The 16,951-nt window shown below is 67.5% G+C and carries 19 protein-coding genes and 2 riboswitches; of the genes, 9 read left to right on the top strand and 10 right to left on the bottom strand.

Translation table 11 applies throughout. From position 1 onward, the window contains the following. Positions 1-25 precede the first annotated feature (25 nt). Both ABDZ95_RS06485 and ispH read right to left on the bottom strand, forming a co-directional pair. Positions 26-949 (bottom strand): DUF4232 domain-containing protein, encoded by a 924-nt coding sequence (locus tag ABDZ95_RS06485; RefSeq protein WP_343791878.1) that lies wholly within the window; start codon positions 947-949, stop codon positions 26-28. Positions 950-1,017: 68 nt separating this feature from the next. Continuing rightward, the gene (gene ispH / locus ABDZ95_RS06480; protein ID WP_343791876.1) at positions 1,018-1,989 is read right to left on the bottom strand and encodes a 4-hydroxy-3-methylbut-2-enyl diphosphate reductase; all 972 of its coding nucleotides are present in this window, start codon (positions 1,987-1,989) and stop codon (positions 1,018-1,020) included. Between the two features lie 147 nt (positions 1,990-2,136). Here ispH and ABDZ95_RS06475 point away from each other — a divergent pair, with 147 nt between their 5' ends. The 9 genes from ABDZ95_RS06475 (at position 2,137) to gcvPB (ending at position 11,870) form a co-directional block, all read left to right on the top strand. Continuing rightward, a complete protein-coding gene (locus tag ABDZ95_RS06475) occupies positions 2,137-2,826 on the top strand; it encodes a Tat pathway signal sequence domain protein (protein ID WP_343791874.1) in 690 nt (229 codons plus the stop codon). Further along, the gene (gene argS / locus ABDZ95_RS06470) at positions 2,826-4,628 is read left to right on the top strand and encodes an arginine--tRNA ligase (RefSeq protein ID WP_343791873.1); all 1,803 of its coding nucleotides are present in this window, start codon (positions 2,826-2,828) and stop codon (positions 4,626-4,628) included. Before ABDZ95_RS06475 ends, argS begins: the two co-directional genes overlap by 1 nt. 28 nt (positions 4,629-4,656) lie before the next feature. Beyond that, positions 4,657-5,664, top strand: coding sequence for an adenosine deaminase (locus tag ABDZ95_RS06465; RefSeq protein ID WP_343791872.1), 1,008 nt, complete (start codon positions 4,657-4,659; stop codon positions 5,662-5,664). A 116-nt stretch (positions 5,665-5,780) separates the two neighbouring features. Next, a complete protein-coding gene (locus ABDZ95_RS06460; protein WP_343791870.1) occupies positions 5,781-6,242 on the top strand; it encodes a peptidase S1 in 462 nt (153 codons plus the stop codon). Positions 6,243-6,370: 128 nt separating this feature from the next. Next, positions 6,371-6,468: riboswitch (glycine riboswitch) on the top strand. Positions 6,469-6,472: 4 nt separating this feature from the next. Next, a riboswitch (glycine riboswitch) is annotated at positions 6,473-6,556 on the top strand. Between the two features lie 52 nt (positions 6,557-6,608). Then, positions 6,609-7,721, top strand: coding sequence for a glycine cleavage system aminomethyltransferase GcvT (gene gcvT, locus ABDZ95_RS06455; RefSeq protein WP_343791868.1), 1,113 nt, complete (start codon positions 6,609-6,611; stop codon positions 7,719-7,721). Positions 7,722-7,745: 24 nt separating this feature from the next. Further along, on the top strand, positions 7,746-8,111 hold the full coding sequence (gene gcvH / locus ABDZ95_RS06450; RefSeq protein ID WP_343791866.1) for a glycine cleavage system protein GcvH: 366 nt from the start codon (positions 7,746-7,748) through the stop codon (positions 8,109-8,111). Continuing rightward, positions 8,111-8,929, top strand: coding sequence for a DUF5694 domain-containing protein (locus tag ABDZ95_RS06445; RefSeq protein WP_343791864.1), 819 nt, complete (start codon positions 8,111-8,113; stop codon positions 8,927-8,929). The genes gcvH and ABDZ95_RS06445 overlap by 1 nt, the downstream gene beginning before the upstream one ends. 8 nt (positions 8,930-8,937) lie before the next feature. After that, positions 8,938-10,284, top strand: coding sequence for an aminomethyl-transferring glycine dehydrogenase subunit GcvPA (gcvPA, locus tag ABDZ95_RS06440; protein ID WP_343791862.1), 1,347 nt, complete (start codon positions 8,938-8,940; stop codon positions 10,282-10,284). 14 nt (positions 10,285-10,298) lie between these two features. Continuing rightward, complete coding sequence (gene gcvPB, locus ABDZ95_RS06435; RefSeq protein WP_343791860.1) at positions 10,299-11,870, top strand: aminomethyl-transferring glycine dehydrogenase subunit GcvPB; 1,572 nt, start codon at positions 10,299-10,301, stop codon at positions 11,868-11,870. Positions 11,871-11,933: 63 nt separating this feature from the next. Here gcvPB and ABDZ95_RS06430 read toward each other — a convergent pair whose 3' ends face one another. From ABDZ95_RS06430 to ABDZ95_RS06395, 8 genes are all read right to left on the bottom strand, one after another. Further along, a complete protein-coding gene (locus ABDZ95_RS06430) occupies positions 11,934-12,401 on the bottom strand; it encodes a DUF6789 family protein (RefSeq protein WP_343791858.1) in 468 nt (155 codons plus the stop codon). A gap of 171 nt (positions 12,402-12,572) precedes the next feature. Beyond that, positions 12,573-13,091, bottom strand: a complete 519-nt coding sequence (locus ABDZ95_RS06425) for a F0F1 ATP synthase subunit B (protein WP_343791856.1) — start codon at positions 13,089-13,091, stop codon at positions 12,573-12,575. Beyond that, a complete protein-coding gene (locus tag ABDZ95_RS06420; RefSeq protein ID WP_343791854.1) occupies positions 13,091-13,654 on the bottom strand; it encodes a F0F1 ATP synthase subunit B family protein in 564 nt (187 codons plus the stop codon). Before ABDZ95_RS06420 ends, ABDZ95_RS06425 begins: the two co-directional genes overlap by 1 nt. An 86-nt stretch (positions 13,655-13,740) precedes the next feature. After that, the gene (locus tag ABDZ95_RS06415) at positions 13,741-13,965 is read right to left on the bottom strand and encodes a F0F1 ATP synthase subunit C (RefSeq protein WP_343791852.1); all 225 of its coding nucleotides are present in this window, start codon (positions 13,963-13,965) and stop codon (positions 13,741-13,743) included. 53 nt (positions 13,966-14,018) lie between these two features. Next, positions 14,019-14,810 carry a F0F1 ATP synthase subunit A gene (locus ABDZ95_RS06410; RefSeq protein ID WP_343791850.1) on the bottom strand — a complete coding sequence of 264 codons (792 nt, stop codon included), beginning with the start codon at positions 14,808-14,810 and terminating at the stop codon, positions 14,019-14,021. Positions 14,811-14,814: 4 nt separating this feature from the next. Further along, positions 14,815-15,072 (bottom strand): AtpZ/AtpI family protein, encoded by a 258-nt coding sequence (locus ABDZ95_RS06405; protein WP_343791848.1) that lies wholly within the window; start codon positions 15,070-15,072, stop codon positions 14,815-14,817. A 243-nt stretch (positions 15,073-15,315) separates the two neighbouring features. Then, entirely contained in the window at positions 15,316-15,726 is a 411-nt protein-coding gene (locus ABDZ95_RS06400) for a hypothetical protein (protein ID WP_343791846.1), read from the bottom strand. Between the two features lie 790 nt (positions 15,727-16,516). Then, the gene (locus tag ABDZ95_RS06395; RefSeq protein ID WP_343791844.1) at positions 16,517-16,945 is read right to left on the bottom strand and encodes a hypothetical protein; all 429 of its coding nucleotides are present in this window, start codon (positions 16,943-16,945) and stop codon (positions 16,517-16,519) included. Between the last annotated feature and the right edge of the window lie 6 nt (positions 16,946-16,951).

Raw genomic sequence — 16,951 nt, 5'->3', positions numbered from 1 at the left:
CGAATCCGTGACGGATTGAACCCCCTTAAGCGGTCGGCTCGGGCGCGGGCTGCGGCGCGCCGGTCAGCGAACGGATCGGGCTGACACGCACGCGGCCGCCGCAGGGCGTGATCGGAGTGTCCAGCGAGACTGCCGACGTGTCGCCCGGCGCGGTCACCCGAATGCGGGTCGCGGCCGGACAGTTGCGCTCGCCGGCGCCCTCGTTGGGAACGACGGTCCAGGCGATTTCGAAGGCTGCCCTGGCCTGCGGAGCCAACGTCACCGGAGCGGGAGCCTGTCCCTGCGTGAAATAGCTTCCCGGGCTCTGCTCGTTGCGAATGGCGGTCAGGTTGCGGCCCTGACGGTCCTGCAGGACCACGCCCGGATACCCCGTCAGGCTGCATGGGGCGCTGCCGATGTTCTGGATGCCTATATTGACGACCCGGTTGCCGGCGCCCGCGTCGCCGCCTTCGGTAGACAGCTTCAGTTGCGGGCCGCGGCAGGACTGAGCTGTCGCGGTCGGCAGGACGCCGCCCGGCGCGGGCTGCGGCGTCGGCTGAGGTCCCGGGGCGATCGGGCCGGAAGACGGACGGCTGCAACGTTCCAGCACCGCCGACCCGACCTCCTCGTTCGGCCCGAGGCGGCTGAGCGTCGCGCTCTCTGTCCCGTCCCGGGTGGCGGTCCACCACTCGATGCCGGATCCGGTGTAGCGGGCGCCCGAGGCCGCCTGCACCGTCCGCAGGGTGTAGGTCTGACCCTGATAGGTCAGTTGCGCCGTGGAAGTGTCCGGATAGGACACCGTGACCGACTGGCCGCTTTCGCATGCATAGCTGACCGGAGGGGCCGCGGGCGTCGCGGCCGTCGGCGACGGCGTGACCGGCGCGGGCGGCTCGGCCGCCTCCTGCGAACAGGCGGTCACGGTCAGGGCGAGTGCGGAGACGACGGCGAAGGCAGGGGTCAGACGGCGCATGGGCGGTTCCCGGTTTCGGACAACGACGTTAACGCTGCGAAACGGCAAAGGCTCCGCTTGTCTTCGGCTCAGGCGGTCAGCACCCGCGGAAGCTTGAAGGTCACCGTCTCGCGCGCGCCGCTGTCTTCCACGACCTCGGCGTCGAAACGCTCCCGCACCGCATCGATCAGTTCGACGATCAGCTTCTCCGGCGCCGAAGCTCCCGCCGTGATGCCGAGGGTCGAGACGCCATCCAGCCAGGCCCAATCGACGTGGCTGGCGTCATCGACCAGCCGGGCGTCGCGCGCCCCGGCCTTCATCGCCACCTCGACCAGACGGACAGAATTGGACGAGTTCTTGGAGCCGACCACCAGAACCAGTTCGCACCCCTCGCCCAGCCGCTTCACGGCCTCCTGGCGATTGGTGGTGGCATAGCAGATGTCTTCCTTGTGCGGGTCCGGCAGCTCCGGGAACCGGCGCTTGAGCGCGGCGAGGATCTCGGCGGTGTCGTCGACCGACAGCGTCGTCTGGGTCGCATAGGCCAACGGCTGGTCGCCGGGGCGCTCGAAGGCCTCGGCGTCCTCGACCGTCTCGATCAGGCTGATGGCGCCAACCGGAAGCTGGCCCATGGTGCCGACGACCTCGGGATGGCCCGCATGGCCGATCAGGATGATGTGTCGACCCGCCGCGAAATGCCGCTCGGCTTCGACGTGAACCTTGGACACCAGCGGGCAGGTGGCGTCGAGATAGAGCATCTCGCGCTTCTTCGCCGTCTCCGGCACCGACTTGGGCACGCCGTGGGCGGAGAAGACCACCGGCCGGTCGTCCGGGCAGTCGTCGAGTTCTTTCACGAACACCGCACCCATGGCCTTCAACCGCTCGACGACATGGCGGTTATGGACGATCTCGTGCCGCACATAGACCGGCGCACCGTATTTCTCGATGGCGCGCTCGACGATCTGGATGGCCCGGTCGACTCCCGCGCAGAAGCCTCTCGGCGTGGCGAGACGGATGGTCAGGGGACGCTTTTCGGCCGGATGGATCGGCTGGTGCACGGTCATGGCGCGGAACCTAGTCTCTCCCTCATCGGTTCGCCACCGCCCTTTCCGTTCGCGCGGGTTTGCCGCGCCTCGGTTTAGCCGCTATCAGCGGCAAGCGTGCGGTCGGCGTCGGGCTGTCGCCGCCTCCTCGTTTCTGGAAGAGCATTGATGCGTCGCGTCCTGAAGGTTTCCCTGGCCTCGCTGATGGCCGTCGCCACCCTGTCGGTTGGCATGGTCCCGTCCATGGCTGAGGCGCAGCAGTCGCAGCGCCCCGGCGGGCAGCAAGGTCAGGAGGAGCCCCAGCCGACAACCCGGGCTCCCCGTATCGCGCCGCTTCAACGTCGCGCCGCAGCCGGCCCCTGCCCCTATGTGAAGATTCTCTACGACGCCGCTCGCTACGTCGAAATGCCGAGCGACCGCGTCAGCGCCTCGAACGTCGGCTACACCGGCGAGATCGAGGGCCTTTCGTCGGACTGCGCCTATCAGAGCGACCAGCCGATCTCGGTCGATGCCCGCATCCTGTTCAGCTTCGGCCGTGGTCCGCAGGCTGAAGGCCAGGGCCGCACCTACCGCTACTGGATCGCTGTGACCGAGCGGAACCGCGCCGTTCTGGACAAGGTCTATTTCGACGTTCCGGTCAGTTTCGAGAACGGCGAGAACCGCACGGCCGTGGTGCAGGAAAACACCATCGTCATTCCCCGCGCCAACGCGACCACCAGCGGCAGCAATTTCGAAATCCTGATCGGTTTCGACGTTACGCCCGAGATGGCCGAGTTCAATCGCACGGGCAGCCGCTTCCGCGTCAACGCCGGCGCCGCCCCGACCGCCGGCGAGCCGGCCCCGTCCACGGAACAGTAATGACCGATCTCAGGACTGAACTGGGCGAAGCGGTCGCAGCCGCCTTCGCCGCCGAAGGCGTGGACACGGCGCTGGCCCGCGTCACCGCATCCGACAGGCCCGATCTGGCCGACTTCCAGTCGAACGGCGCACTGGCCGCCGCCAAGGCGTTGAAAGCCAATCCGCGCGAACTGGCGGCCAAGGTCGCGGCGCATCTGGAAGGCGATGCCCGCCTGTCCTCCATAGAGATCGCCGGGCCGGGCTTCATCAACCTGAAGCTCTCCGACGCCGCCTTGGCGAAGCGCGCGGCCGAGGTCGCGGCTGACGCCGACCACTCCGGCGCGGCCCTGGTCGCCGAGCCGCGCAAGGTCGTCATCGACTACGCCGGACCCAACGTCGCCAAGCCGATGCACGTCGGCCACCTGCGTTCGTCGATCATCGGCGAGAGTCTGAAGCGGCTGTACCGCTTCCGCGGCGACACCGTCTGGGGCGACGCCCACTTCGGCGACTGGGGCTTCCAGATGGGCCTGCTGATCGTCGCCACCGGCGACGAGGGCAAGGTCGAGGCCTTCATGGCCGATGGTGACGGCCCCTTCCCGGCCGAGAGCCCGGTCACGCTGGAGGATCTGGAGCGCCTGTATCCGCAGGCCGCCGCCAAGGCCAAGGAAGACCCCGCCTTCCGCGACCGCGCCCGCAAGGCGACCGCCGAACTGCAAGGCGGCCGAGCCGGCTATCGCGCCCTGTGGAAGCATATGCATGACGTCTCGATGGCGGCCCTGCAGCGCGAGTTCTCGGCGCTGGGGGTCACCTTCGACCTGTGGAACGGGGAGTCGGATGCCGATCCGCTGATCCCCGGCATGGTCGATGAACTGCGCGACAAGGGCCTGCTGGTCGAGGACGACGGCGCACAGGTGGTTCACGTCGCCCGCCCCGGGGAAACCCGCAAGAAGAAGCTGGCCGACGGCAGCGTGATCGAGGCCCCCAGCCCTCCGCCCCTGCTGGTGGTCTCGTCGGAGGGCTCGGCCATGTACGGCACGACCGATCTGGCCACGATCAAACAGCGCCGCCGCGATCAGGACTTCGACCTGGTCCTCTACGTCGTCGACGAGCGTCAGGCCGAGCATTTCGAGCAGGTCTTCCGCGGCGCATACCTCGCCGGCTATGCCGCCGAGGGCCAGCTGAACCACCTCGGCTTCGGCACGATGAACGGTCCGGACGGCAAGCCCTTCAAGACCCGCGCTGGCGGCGTCCTGAAGCTGCACGACCTGATCACCCAAGCCACCGACAAGGCGCGCGAGCGTCTGAAGGAAGCCAAGCTGGGCGACGACCTGCCAGAGGGCGAGTTCGAGGACATCGCGCACAAGGTCGCCGTCGCGGCCCTGAAGTTCGCCGATCTGTCGAACAGCCGGACCACCAGCTACGTCTTCGACATCGACCGCTTCATGAGCTTCGAGGGCAAGACCGGCCCCTACCTGCTGTATCAGGCGGTCCGCATCAAATCCCTGCTTCGCAAGGCAGCGGACCAGGGCGCCGCGCCCGGTCCCATCGCCATCGTCGAGCCGGCGGAACGCGATCTGGCCCTGACGCTGGACGCCTTCTCGCAGGCGACGGTCGAGGCCTACGACAAGCGCATGCCGCACGTCATCGCCGAGCACGCCTACCGACTGGCCCAGTCGTTCTCGAAATTCTACGCGGCCTGCCCCGTGCTGATCGCGCCGGACGAGGCGACCAAGGGCTCTCGTCTGGCGCTTTCCAAGGCGGCGCTGGATCAGCTCGAGGCCGCGTTGAACCTGCTGGGCATCGATACGCCGGAGCGGATGTAGGTTAAGCTTCTCCCGCAAGGAGAAGCTCATGTCGCTCGACGCCTACATCGCCGGCCTGCCCAAGGCCGAACTGCACCTGCACATCGAAGGCTCGCTGGAGCCCGAACTGATGTTCGCCCTGGCGCAGCGTAATGGCGTGGCGATCCCGTTCGACAGCGTCGAGGCCGTGCGCGCGGCTTACGACTTCTCGAACCTGCAGGACTTCCTCGACATCTACTACGCTGGCGCCAATGTCCTGCTGACCCGGCAGGATTTCGAGGACCTCGCCTTCGCCTACTTCCAGCGCGTCGCCGCGGACAATGTCCGGCACGCCGAGATCTTCTTCGACCCCCAGACCCACACAGATCGTGGCGTGCCTTTCGGCGTGGTCGTCGAGGGGCTGATCGCTGGCATGGATCGGGCGAAGGCCGAACTGGGCGTCACCTCCGGCCTGATCCTCAGCTTCCTGCGCCACCTGACCGAGGAAGAGGCCTTCGCCACGCTCGAGATGGCGAAACCGTACCTGCACCACTTCATCGGCGTCGGTCTGGACTCGTCGGAGGTCGGCCACCCGCCGTCCAAGTTCGTCCGCGTCTTCGCCGCTGCGCGCGAGCTGGGCCTGAAACTCTGCGCCCACGCCGGCGAGGAGGGACCGCCCGCCTATGTGCACGAGGCGTTGGACCTGCTGCACATCGACCGGATGGACCACGGCAACCGATCGATGGAAGACGAGACCCTGATCCAGCGTCTGGCCGCCGAGCAGATGACGCTGACGGTCTGCCCGCTGTCGAACCTGAAGCTCTGCGTCGTCGATGATCTGAAGGACCACCCGGTCCCCGAGATGCTCCGCCGGGGCCTGCACGTCACCCTGAACTCGGACGATCCGGCCTATTTCGGCGGCTATGTGAACGAGAACTACCGTCAGCTCGCCGCCGCCGTCGGCCTGACCCGGGAGCAGGTCACCCAGATCGCGATCAACAGCTTCGAGGGCAGCTTCCTGTCAGAGGCCGACAAGGCTGCGCGGATTGCGGAAGTGGAGGCCTACGCGGTGAGCTGACGCACCAAGCGTTGCCATTCATGGCCGGTTCACATTCCACCCGCAGAACGGGAGTCATTACCGGGCTGGACCGGGTTGAGGCGGCGCTCGCGCCGCATTGTTCGTGGGGTACTGAAATGATGAAACGCCTGAATGCGCTGGCCGTCGCCTGCGCCCTGACCGCCGTCGCCATGCCTGCCGTCGCGCAGGACGCCAGCCAGCCGGCGAACTTCGGCTCGCGATCATTGTCGGTCGGCTTCACGCCGGACCCCCACTCGGTCCAGATGACCGCGGGTGGCTCGATCGATGCTTCGCGTCTTGGCGGCTCGTGCGTCGGCAAGATCAGCACCGCCCCCGACTTCAAGCTGACCTACACCGCCGGCAGCCTGCCGCTGGTCTTCCGTACCCGTTCGGGCGAGGACACCACCCTCGTCATCAACGGCCCGGACGGCCGCTGGTCGTGCGACGACGACAGCTACGGCGACGGCGACGCCGAGGTCCGCTTCAACAGCCCGCAAAGCGGCGTCTACGACGTCTGGGTGGGCACCTACGGTAACGAGCCGGCCCCGGCAAATCTGCTGATCACCGAGACGCCGTAAGCGCATCCGACAGCCGGAATGATGAAGGCCTCCACGGACACTCCGGGAGGCCTTCGCAATTCTGTGGCTTCCTTATCGCCAAAGCGCCGCCTCGCTTGACTTCACACCGGAGTCGGGGCCTAGGTCGCGGCGCTCTCGCGGGAGAGATCGGGACCGTCTTGGCGGCCCCGGAGCCGAAGGCGCAACCGCCCCGGAAACGCTCAGGCAAAAGGACCGCGAGGGCGCACGGACGCTGGAAAGCAGGCCTATGGCCTCGCCGACGGAGCAAGGCGCCTCATTGAGGTCGCCGGAATCTCTCAGGCTTCAGGACAGCGGGGGCGCGAGGACGGCGGAGCTTCCGCCACAACACGCGACCGCGAGAGTCTGATGACCGACGAAGCCCTGAAGACCACTCCCCTCAACGCCGCGCATCGCGCCGCCGGAGCCCGCATGGTCGGGTTCGGCGGCTACGACATGCCGGTCCAGTACGAGGGCGTGCTGGCCGAGCACCGCTGGACCCGCGAGCACGCCGGCCTGTTCGACGTCTCCCACATGGGCCAGTGCAAGATCACCGGCGAGGACGCCATCGCCCAGTTCGAGCGCTTCGTCCCCGGCGACTACGCGATCCTGAAGGCCGGCAAACAGAAGTACTCGCTGCTGCTGAACAAGGACGGCGGGATCATCGACGACCTGATGGCCGGCAAGCCGGACCACGACGGTCTGTTCGTCGTCGTCAACGCCGGCAACAAGGACGAGGACTTCGCCTTCTGGTCGGCCAACCTTGAGGGCGACGCGACGCTGACGGTGCTGAATCGCGCCCTGATCGCCATACAGGGGCCGGAGGCCACCGAGGTCATGGTCAAGCATGACCCGGTCTTCGCCGACTTCGGCTTCATGGACTGCGCCCGTCTGATGATCTTCGGCGTGGACTGCTACGTCTCGCGCTCCGGCTACACGGGCGAGGACGGCTACGAGATCTCGGTCCCGGCCGCCGACGCCGAGCGCATCTGGAACCTGCTGCTGGAAGACGCCCGTGTGAAGCCGATCGGCCTGGGCGCCCGCGACAGCCTGCGCCTTGAGGCCGGCCTGCCACTGCACGGCCACGACATCGATCCGACGACCAGCCCGGTGGAAGGCGCCCTGACCTTCGCCCTGTCGAAGTCGCGCAAGGAGCGTGCGGATTTCGCCGGCGCCGACCGCATCCTGAAAGAGCTGGCCGACGGCCCGTCCCGCGTTCGCGTCGGTCTGAACGTCAAGGAAGGCGCTCCGGCCCGTGAAGGCGCCGAGATCGCCGACGTCGACGGAAACGTCATCGGCAAGGTCACCTCGGGCGGCCCGTCGCCGACGCTGGGTCGCAACATCGCCATGGGCTATGTGCCGCCGGCCTTCGCCGAACTGGGCACGGAGCTCAAGGTCATCGTGCGCGGCAAGTCCGCCGGCGCCGAAGTCATCGCCATGCCGTTCGTGGCGCAACGGTATTATCGCAAACCAAAAGCCTGATTTGGGGCCTGAGAGGGATCAGTCATGAAATTCACCAAGGATCACGAGTGGGTTCGCCTCGACGGCGACGTCGCCACCGTCGGCATCTCGAAACACGCCGCTGACGCCCTGGGCGACGTGGTGTTCGTCGAGACCCCGGAGGCCGGCAAGTCGGTCAGCCAGGGCGACAGCTTCGCCGTTGTGGAATCGGTCAAGGCCGCCTCGGATGTCTACGCTCCGGTCTCGGGCGAGGTCGTCGAGGGCAATGCCGCCCTGGGCAGCGCGCCGGAAACCGTCAACGCCGATCCCGAAGGCGACGGCTGGTTCGCGAAGATCAAGGTCTCGGACGCCTCGCAGCTCGACGCCCTGATGGACCGCGCCGCCTACGACGCCTACCTCGGCACTCTCTGATGAAGCTGGCGGCGGCGATCCTCCTTGGCGTGTCGCTGCTCGCAGGCAATGCGGCGGCTCAAGCGGCGTCCGCGCCGGCCGAGCCGCCGGTCGTCATGCTGGTGGGGGTCTATCACTTCGACAATCCCGGTCGGGATGTCGTGAACCTCCAGTCCGATGACGTCCGCTCCCCGGCCCGCCAAGCCGAGATCGCCGCCCTGACGGATCAGTTCGCCCGCTTCGCCCCGACCGTCGTGGCGATCGAGGAAACGGCCGACGACGCGGCCCTGACCAGCCGGTTCTGGGCCGACTATCGCGCCGGAAGACGCGCGGACAGCCGTAACGAGCGGGACCAACTGGGCTTCCGCCTTGCGGAGCGACTCGAGGCCCGCGTCGTCGCCATCGATTTCGACCAGCCGCTCCCGTTCGGGCCCCTGATGCAGGCCGCCCAGGCGACCGCGCCTGATCTGCACGCCCGCCTGATGGCAGAAGCCCAAGGTATCGCCGACGGCGTGAATGCCGCTCTGGCCACCGGGACGATCGCCGACGCCCTGCTGACGCTGAACACTCCGGACGGCCTGCGCCGGAACGACTCTCTCTACTACATGCCCATGGCGGTCACGGCCGACCAGGGGCGTACCTTCCCCGGCGTCGATGTCGCCGCGGCCTGGTACGAACGCAACATGCATATCTGCGCCCGACTGCTGACGGCTCTGCAGCCCGGCGAACACGCCATCGTCTTCTACGGCGCCGGACACATCCCGCAGTTGGCCCAGTGCCTGACGCGCGTGGGCGTCCGCCTCGAAGATCCTGTCCCCTATCTCTCCGCCGCCCGGTAACTCCTCCCATGCGCTACCTTCCCCTGACACCCGATGACCGCACGGCGATGCTCGCCGCGATCGGCGCCAAATCCGTCGACGACCTGTTCGTGGACGTGCCGCAGGCCGCGCGCCGCGACGGCTTCGTGGACCTGCCCCGCGTCGCAGGCGAACTGGAGGTCGAGCGTGCGCTCGGCGCCATGGCGGCAAAGAACGCCTCGGCCGGCTCGGTGCCCTTCTTCTGCGGCGCCGGCGCCTACAAGCACCACGTTCCGGCGACCGTCGATCACATTATCCAGCGGTCCGAGTTCCTGACCAGCTACACGCCCTATCAGCCCGAGATCGCGCAGGGCACGCTGCAGTATCTGTACGAGTTCCAGACCCAGGTTGCGAACCTGACCGGCATGCCGGTGGCCAACGCCTCGCTGTATGACGGCTCGACCGCCATGGCCGAGGGCGTGCTGATGGCGACCCGCGTGACCCGCCGGAACAAGGCCGTCATCTCGGGCGGCGTTCACCCGCACTATGTCCGCGCCACCGAGACCGTGGTCCACGCCGTCGGCGTCGAGACCGAGGCCCTGCCGGCCGCCGTGGACGCCGAGGCCGATGTCATCGCGAAGATCGGTCCGGACACCGCCTGTGTTGTCGTCCAGACGCCGAACGTCTTCGGCACGGCCACGGACGTCACGAAGATCGCCGAGGCCGCCCAGGCCGCCGGCGCCCTGCTGATCGTCGTTGTCACCGAGGCCGTCTCAATGGGTCTGCTCAAATCGCCGGGCGAGATGGGCGCCGACATCGTCGCGGCCGAGGGCCAGTCGATCGGCAACGCCCTGAACTTCGGCGGCCCCTACGTCGGCCTGTTCGCCTGCCGTGAGAAGCTGATCCGCCAGATGCCGGGCCGCCTGACCGGCGAAACCGTGGACGCCGACGGCGAGCGTGGCTTCGTCCTGACCCTGTCGACGCGCGAGCAGCACATCCGCCGCGACAAGGCGACGTCGAACATCTGCACCAACTCGGGCCTCTGCACCCTCGCCTTCACGATCCACATGAGCCTGCTGGGCGAGACGGGTCTGCGGAAGCTGGCGCTGCTGAACCACGAGAAGGCCGTGGCTACGCGTGATGCCCTCGCTGCGATCCCGGGCGTCGAGATTCTCACCTCGCGCTTCTTCAACGAGTTCGCCATCCGCCTGCCCAGGAATGCGGCCGAGGTGGTCGATACGCTGGCGGGTCACCACATCCTCGCGGGCGTGCCCTACAGCCGCCTGGCGCCGGATGCCGGCATGGACGACGTCCTTCTGGTCGCCGCGACCGAAACCACCCTGGACGCCGATATCAAGCTGCTTGCCGCCTTGCTCGGCAAGGTCCTGGCCGCCTGACGGGAGATCGAACGATGAGCACCATGAACACCGTCGGCCGCCCGACCACCCCGAACCAGGTTTCCTCGAAACCCGCCACCCTGACCGGCGCGCGCGGCCTGCTGCAGGACGAGCATCTGATCTTCGAGAGCGACGGTTGGGGCAAGACCGGCGTCGACCTGCCTGAACCGCAGACGACCGGTTCGGACCTCGGCGATCTGGTCCGCAAGGACCCGATCGGCCTGCCGGGCCTGAGCGAGCCCGAAGCGATGCGCCACTATGTGCGCCTGAGCCAGAAGAACCACGCCATCGATCTGGCCATCTATCCGCTGGGCTCGTGCACGATGAAGCATAACCCGCGTCTGAACGAGAAGATGGCGCGCCTGCCGGGCTTCTCGGACATCCATCCGCTGCAGCCCATGTCGACCGTGCAGGGCGCGCTGGAGCTGATGGATCAGCTGTCGCACTGGCTGAAGACCCTGACCGGCATGCCCGCCGTGGCCCTGTCGCCCAAGGCCGGCGCCCATGGCGAGCTGTGCGGCCTGATGGCCATTCGCGCCGCCCACGAGGCTTCCGGCGAGCACGAGAAGCGCCGCAAGGTGCTGGTCCCGACCTCGGCCCACGGCACCAACCCGGCCACCGCCGCCTTCGTCGGCTATACGGTCGTCGAGGTCGCCCAGACCGACGACGGCCGTGTGGACGTGGCCGATCTGGCCGCCAAGCTGGGCGACGACGTCGCCGCCATCATGGTCACCAATCCCAACACCTGCGGCCTGTTCGAGCGCGACATTCTCGAGATCAGCCGCCTGACCCACGAGGCGGGCGCGTACTTCTACTGCGATGGCGCCAACTTCAACGCCATCGTCGGCCGGGTCCGCCCGGGCGATCTCGGCGTCGACGCCATGCACATCAATCTGCACAAGACCTTCTCCACGCCCCACGGCGGCGGCGGTCCCGGCGCCGGTCCGGTGGTGCTGTCGGAAGCCTTGGCGCCCTTCGCTCCGGCCCCATGGGTTGTGCATGACGCTGACGGTTACCGGCTGGTCGAGCGCGAGGAAGACGAGGCTGAGCAGGCCTTCGGCCGCCTGTGCGCCTTCCAGGGCCAGATGGGCATGTACGTCCGCGCCCTCAGCTACATGATGAGCCACGGCTCGGACGGCCTGCGTCAGGTGGCGGAGGACGCCGTCCTGAACGCCAACTATATCAAGGCCCGCCTGTCGGACCTGATGAGCCCGGCGTTCCCGGAAGGGCCGTGCATGCACGAGGCCCTGTTCGACGACGAGTGGCTGAAGGGCACGGACATCACGACGCTCGACTTCGCCAAGGCGATGATCGACGAGGGCTTCCACCCGATGACCATGTATTTCCCGCTGGTCGTCCACGGCGCCATGCTGATCGAGCCGACCGAGACGGAGTCGAAGCAGGAGTTGGATCGCTTCATCGAGGCGATGCGTCTGCTGGCGGAAGCCGCCAAGGCCGGCGATGTCGAACGCTTCAAGGGCGCGCCGTTCCACGCGCCGATGCGGCGTCTGGACGAGACCCGCGCGGCCCGCTCGCCGGTGCTGCGCTGGACGGCCCCGGAGGGATCGAACATCGCGGCCGAATAGGTCTGCGATCTGTACCGAAGATCAGGCCCGCCGGTTCGTCCGGCGGGCCTTTTCTTTGGACGGTCAGTGGGCCGGGGCCGTACCGACCATGGAGCCGAGGCGCTTCTCGCGTGCGACCAGGCGGGCGTAGACGTTGCCCAGCACGATGCCGAAGATGGCGTGGCTGACAATCATCCAGGCCAGGGTGCCGAAGCCGGCGCGCATGAAGAACATGCCGACGCCCGCGGCAGGAGCCACGGTCAGGCCCATGACCACGAAGGCGGCCACGGCGAAGAGGATGCCCTTGGTCTCGGGCGTGTCCGTGGGCAGCCGTGGACACAGGATCGCAAACAGCGGCCCCAGCACGAGCGTGCCGGCGGCGAAGTGCGCCACCCAGCCGACAAACGGATTGCCGGGCATCTGGATGACGTAGGCGAGCAGTTGTGGAAAAGCGACGGCCCAGTGACCGAACAGCATGTTTGCGGCTTCGACGATCGAGACCGCCACGGTGGCCGCGAAACCGGCGACCAGACCCTTTTGTACGCGTGACATCATGACCGATAGCGCCTCCCAACGCCTTCTTCTGGTTCTGATAACGCAGGGGAAGCATACGCCTGTTGGAAGAACCGGGGTTCACGTTGCCGTGCTTCGCAGGTGCGGGAGAAATGAAAAGGCCCGCCGGCGGAACCGGCGGGCCTTGGTCGTTCAGTCACTTGTCGCGGCCTAGTTCAGGCGTGTGCCCAGCTGGGCGATCGCCGAGTCGAGCAGCGGGTCGGACTTCTGACCGGCCAGACGTTCGGCGAGGATCTGCTCGGCGGCCTTGGCGGCGAGATCGGTGGCGGAGGCCTTCACCTCGGCCATGGCCTGAACCTCGGCCTGTTCGATGCGGCGTTCGGCCAAGGCCTGACGACGGGCCATCGACTCTTCCAGCTTCACCTTGGCTTCCGCCTCGAGGCGACGGGCTTCGACCTCGGCGGTGCGGAGCATTTCGGCGGCCTGGGCTTCGGCTTCGGCCTTCTCGGCGCGGATCTGCGCCAGCAGGGCTTCGGCCTCAGCGCGCAGGCGGGCGGCCTCGTCGAGTTCAGACTGAATCTTGACGGCCTTGGCGTCGAGAACACTGGCGACCAGCTTCGGCACGCCAGCGAGCACGAGGATCGCGAAGAAGAGGATCAGGCCGATGCCGACCCACAGTTCAGGGTTCGACAGGTTGTAGAAGTGACCGAAGTCCAGGAAGTGGGGCATTACGCGGCTCCCTTGACGACGGCGGCGACTTCGGCGGCGGACGGCGCCTTGCCGGTCAGGCGCTCGACGATGGCGGCGGTGGCGTCGCCGGCGATCGCGCCGACGTTGGCCATGGCCGCATCACGGGTCTTGCCGATGGCGGCCTCGGCCTCGGCGATGCGCGCCGAGACGGCAGCTTCGTCAGCAGCCTTGCGGGTCGCGGCTTCGTCAGCGATGCGCTGGGCGGCGGCGGTTGCGGTGGCGCGGGCGCTCGACCGGGCGGCGGCGACCTCGGCCTTGGCGGCCTCGGCTTGGCTGGCCGCTTCGGCCTGAACCTGACGCGCTGTCGAAACAGCGTTGGAGATGGTGTCGGCGCGCTCATCCATGACGCGGCGCAGGCGCGGCGCGAAGACCTTGCTGATCAGCAGGTACAGGATGGCGAACAGGACCAGCAGGTAGGCGATCTGCCCGAACCAGTGCTGGGTTTCGAACTGCGGCAGGCCGCCTCCGCCGCCGTGGCCATCGGCCGCGGTCGTCGCGTGGGCATCGGCGCCATGCGGATCAATAGGAGGAGTGGGGGCCATCAGAAGTCCGTAGGTCTTGAAAAGGCGACGACGGCGGGCGGGCCGGTTCAGGCCTGCCGCGCCGCCGTTTCAGCGAGGTCGCTGGATCAGCCCAGCCAGGCCAGGATGCCCAGAACGAAGGCCAGGATGCCCAGAGCTTCGACCAGGGCGGCGCCCACGAACAGGTTGCCGACTTGCGAGGCGGCGGCCGACGGGTTGCGCAGGGCGCCCGACAGGAACTGGCCGAAGATGTTGCCCACGCCGATGCCGGCGCCGAGCATGCCGAGGGTGGCCAGGCCGATACCGAAGTACTTGAAGGATTCGGCTTCCATGATGAGTGTCCTATTCAGTCAGGGTTGGTTTGGAAGGAAGGCTGGGCGGGCTTTTAGTGGCCGTGACCCAGGTTGACCACATCGTTGAGATAGATGCTGGCCAGAACGGCGAAGACGAAGGCCTGCAGGAAGGCCACGAGAAACTCCAGGGCGGTCAGGCCGACCACCATGCCCATCGACAGGGCGGCGACCGGCAGACCCAGCAGACCCATGCCGCCGGCGGCGGCGAGCGCGCCCATCGAGACGACGAAGCCAGCGAAGATCTTCAGCGCGATGTGACCGCCCAGCATGTTGCCGAACAGACGAAGCGCGAGGGTGATCGGACGCAGCAGGAACGACAGGAACTCGATCAGGCCGACGACCGGGCGGATCAGCAGCGGTGCGCTGGTCGGCCAGAACAGGGCGAAGAAGCCCAGACCATGCTTGGCGAAACCGATACCGATCACCAGCAGGATGGTCAGCAGGGCGAAGGTCCCCGTCACGGCCAGCTGCGAAGTGGCGGTGAAGGTCAGGAACATCCCCAGCAGGTTCATGCCCAGAATCAGGGTGAACAGGGTGAAGACGAACGGGAAGTACTTGCGACCGTCGTGACCGATGATCGAGTCCGTGACTCCGTCGACCAGACCGAAAAGCTGCTCGCCGGCGGCCTGCAGACGGCCCGGAACGACCTTGGCGTTCGAGGTGACCAGCGTCAGGAACAGGACGACCAGCGCGAAGGCGATCGTCATGGCGACGTGCGAATTGGTCACGGCGAGGTGGACGTTGCCGACGATCGGCAGGGTCACTTCACCGAAGTCCAGGCCCGGAAGGGGATGGATCTCGAACTGTTCGATCGGATCGGCCACGGGCCTATCGCTCCTCGTCTTCTTCGTCGTCGAACGGGATGGATTTGGGTTCCACCCCGGCCGCCTTCGCCTGCGCCATCAGCCGGTTGGCCGTGCGGCGCGCCATGTAAATCGACAAGGCGAAGCCCAGAAGGACACCGCCGATAATCCCCCATGGCGTGGTTCCGAGGAACCGGTCCGCCACGAACCCCAGAGCCAGACCTACGAACACGCCGCCGAACAGGTCGGCTACGATCTTCCACGCCTGGTTCGCCACGGCCATTCCAGCGACCTCGGACGAAGTCGGCGGAGCGGACCGTGCCTCCAGATCAGATGCGCTCTTCTGGAGGCGAGCGATCGCCTCTTCGCGCGATTCCTTTGGCAGGGACATGGCGGCCTCAGCGCTCCTTGATCCGTCGTGTGACGAACCCCGGAGGGGGTCTGAATTCGGCGCGGAACCTATAGGCGGGACCCCCGAAGGTCAAGGCGGCTCGGGATTGCTCTATCACGTTGAAAATGCGCACGATTATTTCCCCGTCCGGCAAACGTGGCGAACGGTCGCTGGCGCAGCGGCGGATTCGGAGGATTTCGCCCTCTCGATCTCGTCCACGATGGCCGCATGCCGCCGCGTCTCGGCTTCGAGATCGGGCGAGTCGAGCTCCGGCATCCGGGGCCAGCCCTCCTGCTCGCAGATGGTGTTGGCATGGGCGTGCAGACGGATCAGCAGTTTCTGGCGCAGAACCTCCTCGGCCGCCAGGTCGATCGGCAGGTCCGGGTCGGCGGTCTTGCCGGCGAGCCGGCCGTACTGATCGGCCAGCGTGGCGAGCTGGCGGGCGTCGGCGAAGCGACCCTCGCGCATGGCGGCGGCGGATTGGGCGGTCGCCTGCCTGGCGAGGTCGGCGGGGGATTCGGCGGCGGGGGTGAGTTTGGGTTTCATGGGGGTTCCTGTGGGTTGGGTTGTTTGCGTGGCGTGACCCCTCCACCCCCGCCTTCGGCGGCGGTCCCTCTCCCCGCTACGCGGAGAGGTGAGTCAGCGCACGCTCACCTCTCCACGCAGTGGGGAGGTGGCTCGACGGCGACCAGCCGGCGAGACGGAGGGGTCATGCAGGCGCGCTCTCCGGCATCGCTGCGGGAAAGTTCGGGGAAGGCGCGGGGCGGCCGGGCCTCGCCCGGTGCTGATAGATAAATACCGTTTCGACGAAGCAGACCGCCCCGCGTGGTCGTTGGACGCGCGCCCCCGGGTTGGCGGCCCTGTTGGAGCCTTGCCGGGTCAACGATCGCTCCCGTTGCCGGGACCGACCGGAGTGGAACAGGCAGTTCCACTGAAGCCGCGCGGCGAGCAAGCGGACAGCATCCATCACTGTCCGACGAGGACCCCGAGACTACCCGTCGCCCCGGCTTCGTCGCTCGACCACAGCCCGCCGTCGTCGAGAAGCGTGGATCCGACGCCCTCCCCATCGACGGGATGGCGAAGAGTATGAGGCCGGCGGAAAGTCAGGACGCTTCGTAACGCTACTTTTCTGAGAGAGCGGGGGATTTCAGCGGGTTGGCCGGCGGGGGATGGCTGACAATCGGAAAATAGTGCGCGGCGTAGAACCCCTCCGTCTCGTCTCGCTAGCGCGCCGAGCCACCTCCCCACCTGCGGTGGAGAGGTGAATCTGTGTCTGTGCTCACCTCTCCATCGAAGATGGGGAGGGGGACCGCCGCCGGAGGCGGTGGTGGAGGGGTTACTGCTGCGGCGTCACCGCCACCACAGGCGCTTCGACCGAGGCCTGCTCCGCCTGCTGGTCGCAGCGTTGGCCGGTGTACAGGCCGTTGAGGTAGTACCAGCGCTGTTCAACGGCGGCTTCGCGGGCGGCCTTGCGCTGGCGTTCTTCCGCGGTCAGCGCGTCCGCGCCGGCCATGGCGAGGCCAGCGCCGGGGACAACCATGGCGACGCCGGTGCGGGCGACGCCCATGAAGCGGCCGAAAACGCTGGGACGCTCGCTGCCGAAGGTTTCGCTGAGCGTGGCCGCCTCGTCGGCGATCTGGACGCAGGTCATGGCGCTATCGCTGGTGCGGAAGACCTGAAGCTCGGGCGGCGCATTGTCCTGCGCCAGCGCGGAAGGCGCGGCGACCAGCAGCGCAAGGCCGAGGGCGAGGGATATGGATTTCACGACAAC

Origin of the sequence: Brevundimonas kwangchunensis (assembly GCF_039523815.1) — a bacterium.
GTDB lineage: Bacteria > Pseudomonadota > Alphaproteobacteria > Caulobacterales > Caulobacteraceae > Brevundimonas > Brevundimonas kwangchunensis.
Note: the sequence above shows the minus strand (reverse complement) of the source record. Positions and strands in the feature narration are given on the sequence as shown.

Coding starts and splice junctions, on each gene's coding strand:
- ABDZ95_RS06485 (WP_343791878.1), bottom strand. CDS start 949: ATGCGCCGTCTGACCCCTGCCTTCGCCGTCGTCTCCGCACTCGCCCTG.
- ispH (WP_343791876.1), bottom strand. CDS start 1,989: ATGACCGTGCACCAGCCGATCCATCCGGCCGAAAAGCGTCCCCTGACC.
- ABDZ95_RS06475 (WP_343791874.1), top strand. CDS start 2,137: ATGCGTCGCGTCCTGAAGGTTTCCCTGGCCTCGCTGATGGCCGTCGCC.
- argS (WP_343791873.1), top strand. CDS start 2,826: ATGACCGATCTCAGGACTGAACTGGGCGAAGCGGTCGCAGCCGCCTTC.
- ABDZ95_RS06465 (WP_343791872.1), top strand. CDS start 4,657: ATGTCGCTCGACGCCTACATCGCCGGCCTGCCCAAGGCCGAACTGCAC.
- ABDZ95_RS06460 (WP_343791870.1), top strand. CDS start 5,781: ATGATGAAACGCCTGAATGCGCTGGCCGTCGCCTGCGCCCTGACCGCC.
- gcvT (WP_343791868.1), top strand. CDS start 6,609: ATGACCGACGAAGCCCTGAAGACCACTCCCCTCAACGCCGCGCATCGC.
- gcvH (WP_343791866.1), top strand. CDS start 7,746: ATGAAATTCACCAAGGATCACGAGTGGGTTCGCCTCGACGGCGACGTC.
- ABDZ95_RS06445 (WP_343791864.1), top strand. CDS start 8,111: ATGAAGCTGGCGGCGGCGATCCTCCTTGGCGTGTCGCTGCTCGCAGGC.
- gcvPA (WP_343791862.1), top strand. CDS start 8,938: ATGCGCTACCTTCCCCTGACACCCGATGACCGCACGGCGATGCTCGCC.
- gcvPB (WP_343791860.1), top strand. CDS start 10,299: ATGAGCACCATGAACACCGTCGGCCGCCCGACCACCCCGAACCAGGTT.
- ABDZ95_RS06430 (WP_343791858.1), bottom strand. CDS start 12,401: ATGTCACGCGTACAAAAGGGTCTGGTCGCCGGTTTCGCGGCCACCGTG.
- ABDZ95_RS06425 (WP_343791856.1), bottom strand. CDS start 13,091: ATGCCCCACTTCCTGGACTTCGGTCACTTCTACAACCTGTCGAACCCT.
- ABDZ95_RS06420 (WP_343791854.1), bottom strand. CDS start 13,654: ATGGCCCCCACTCCTCCTATTGATCCGCATGGCGCCGATGCCCACGCG.
- ABDZ95_RS06415 (WP_343791852.1), bottom strand. CDS start 13,965: ATGGAAGCCGAATCCTTCAAGTACTTCGGTATCGGCCTGGCCACCCTC.
- ABDZ95_RS06405 (WP_343791848.1), bottom strand. CDS start 15,072: ATGGCCGTGGCGAACCAGGCGTGGAAGATCGTAGCCGACCTGTTCGGC.
- ABDZ95_RS06400 (WP_343791846.1), bottom strand. CDS start 15,726: ATGAAACCCAAACTCACCCCCGCCGCCGAATCCCCCGCCGACCTCGCC.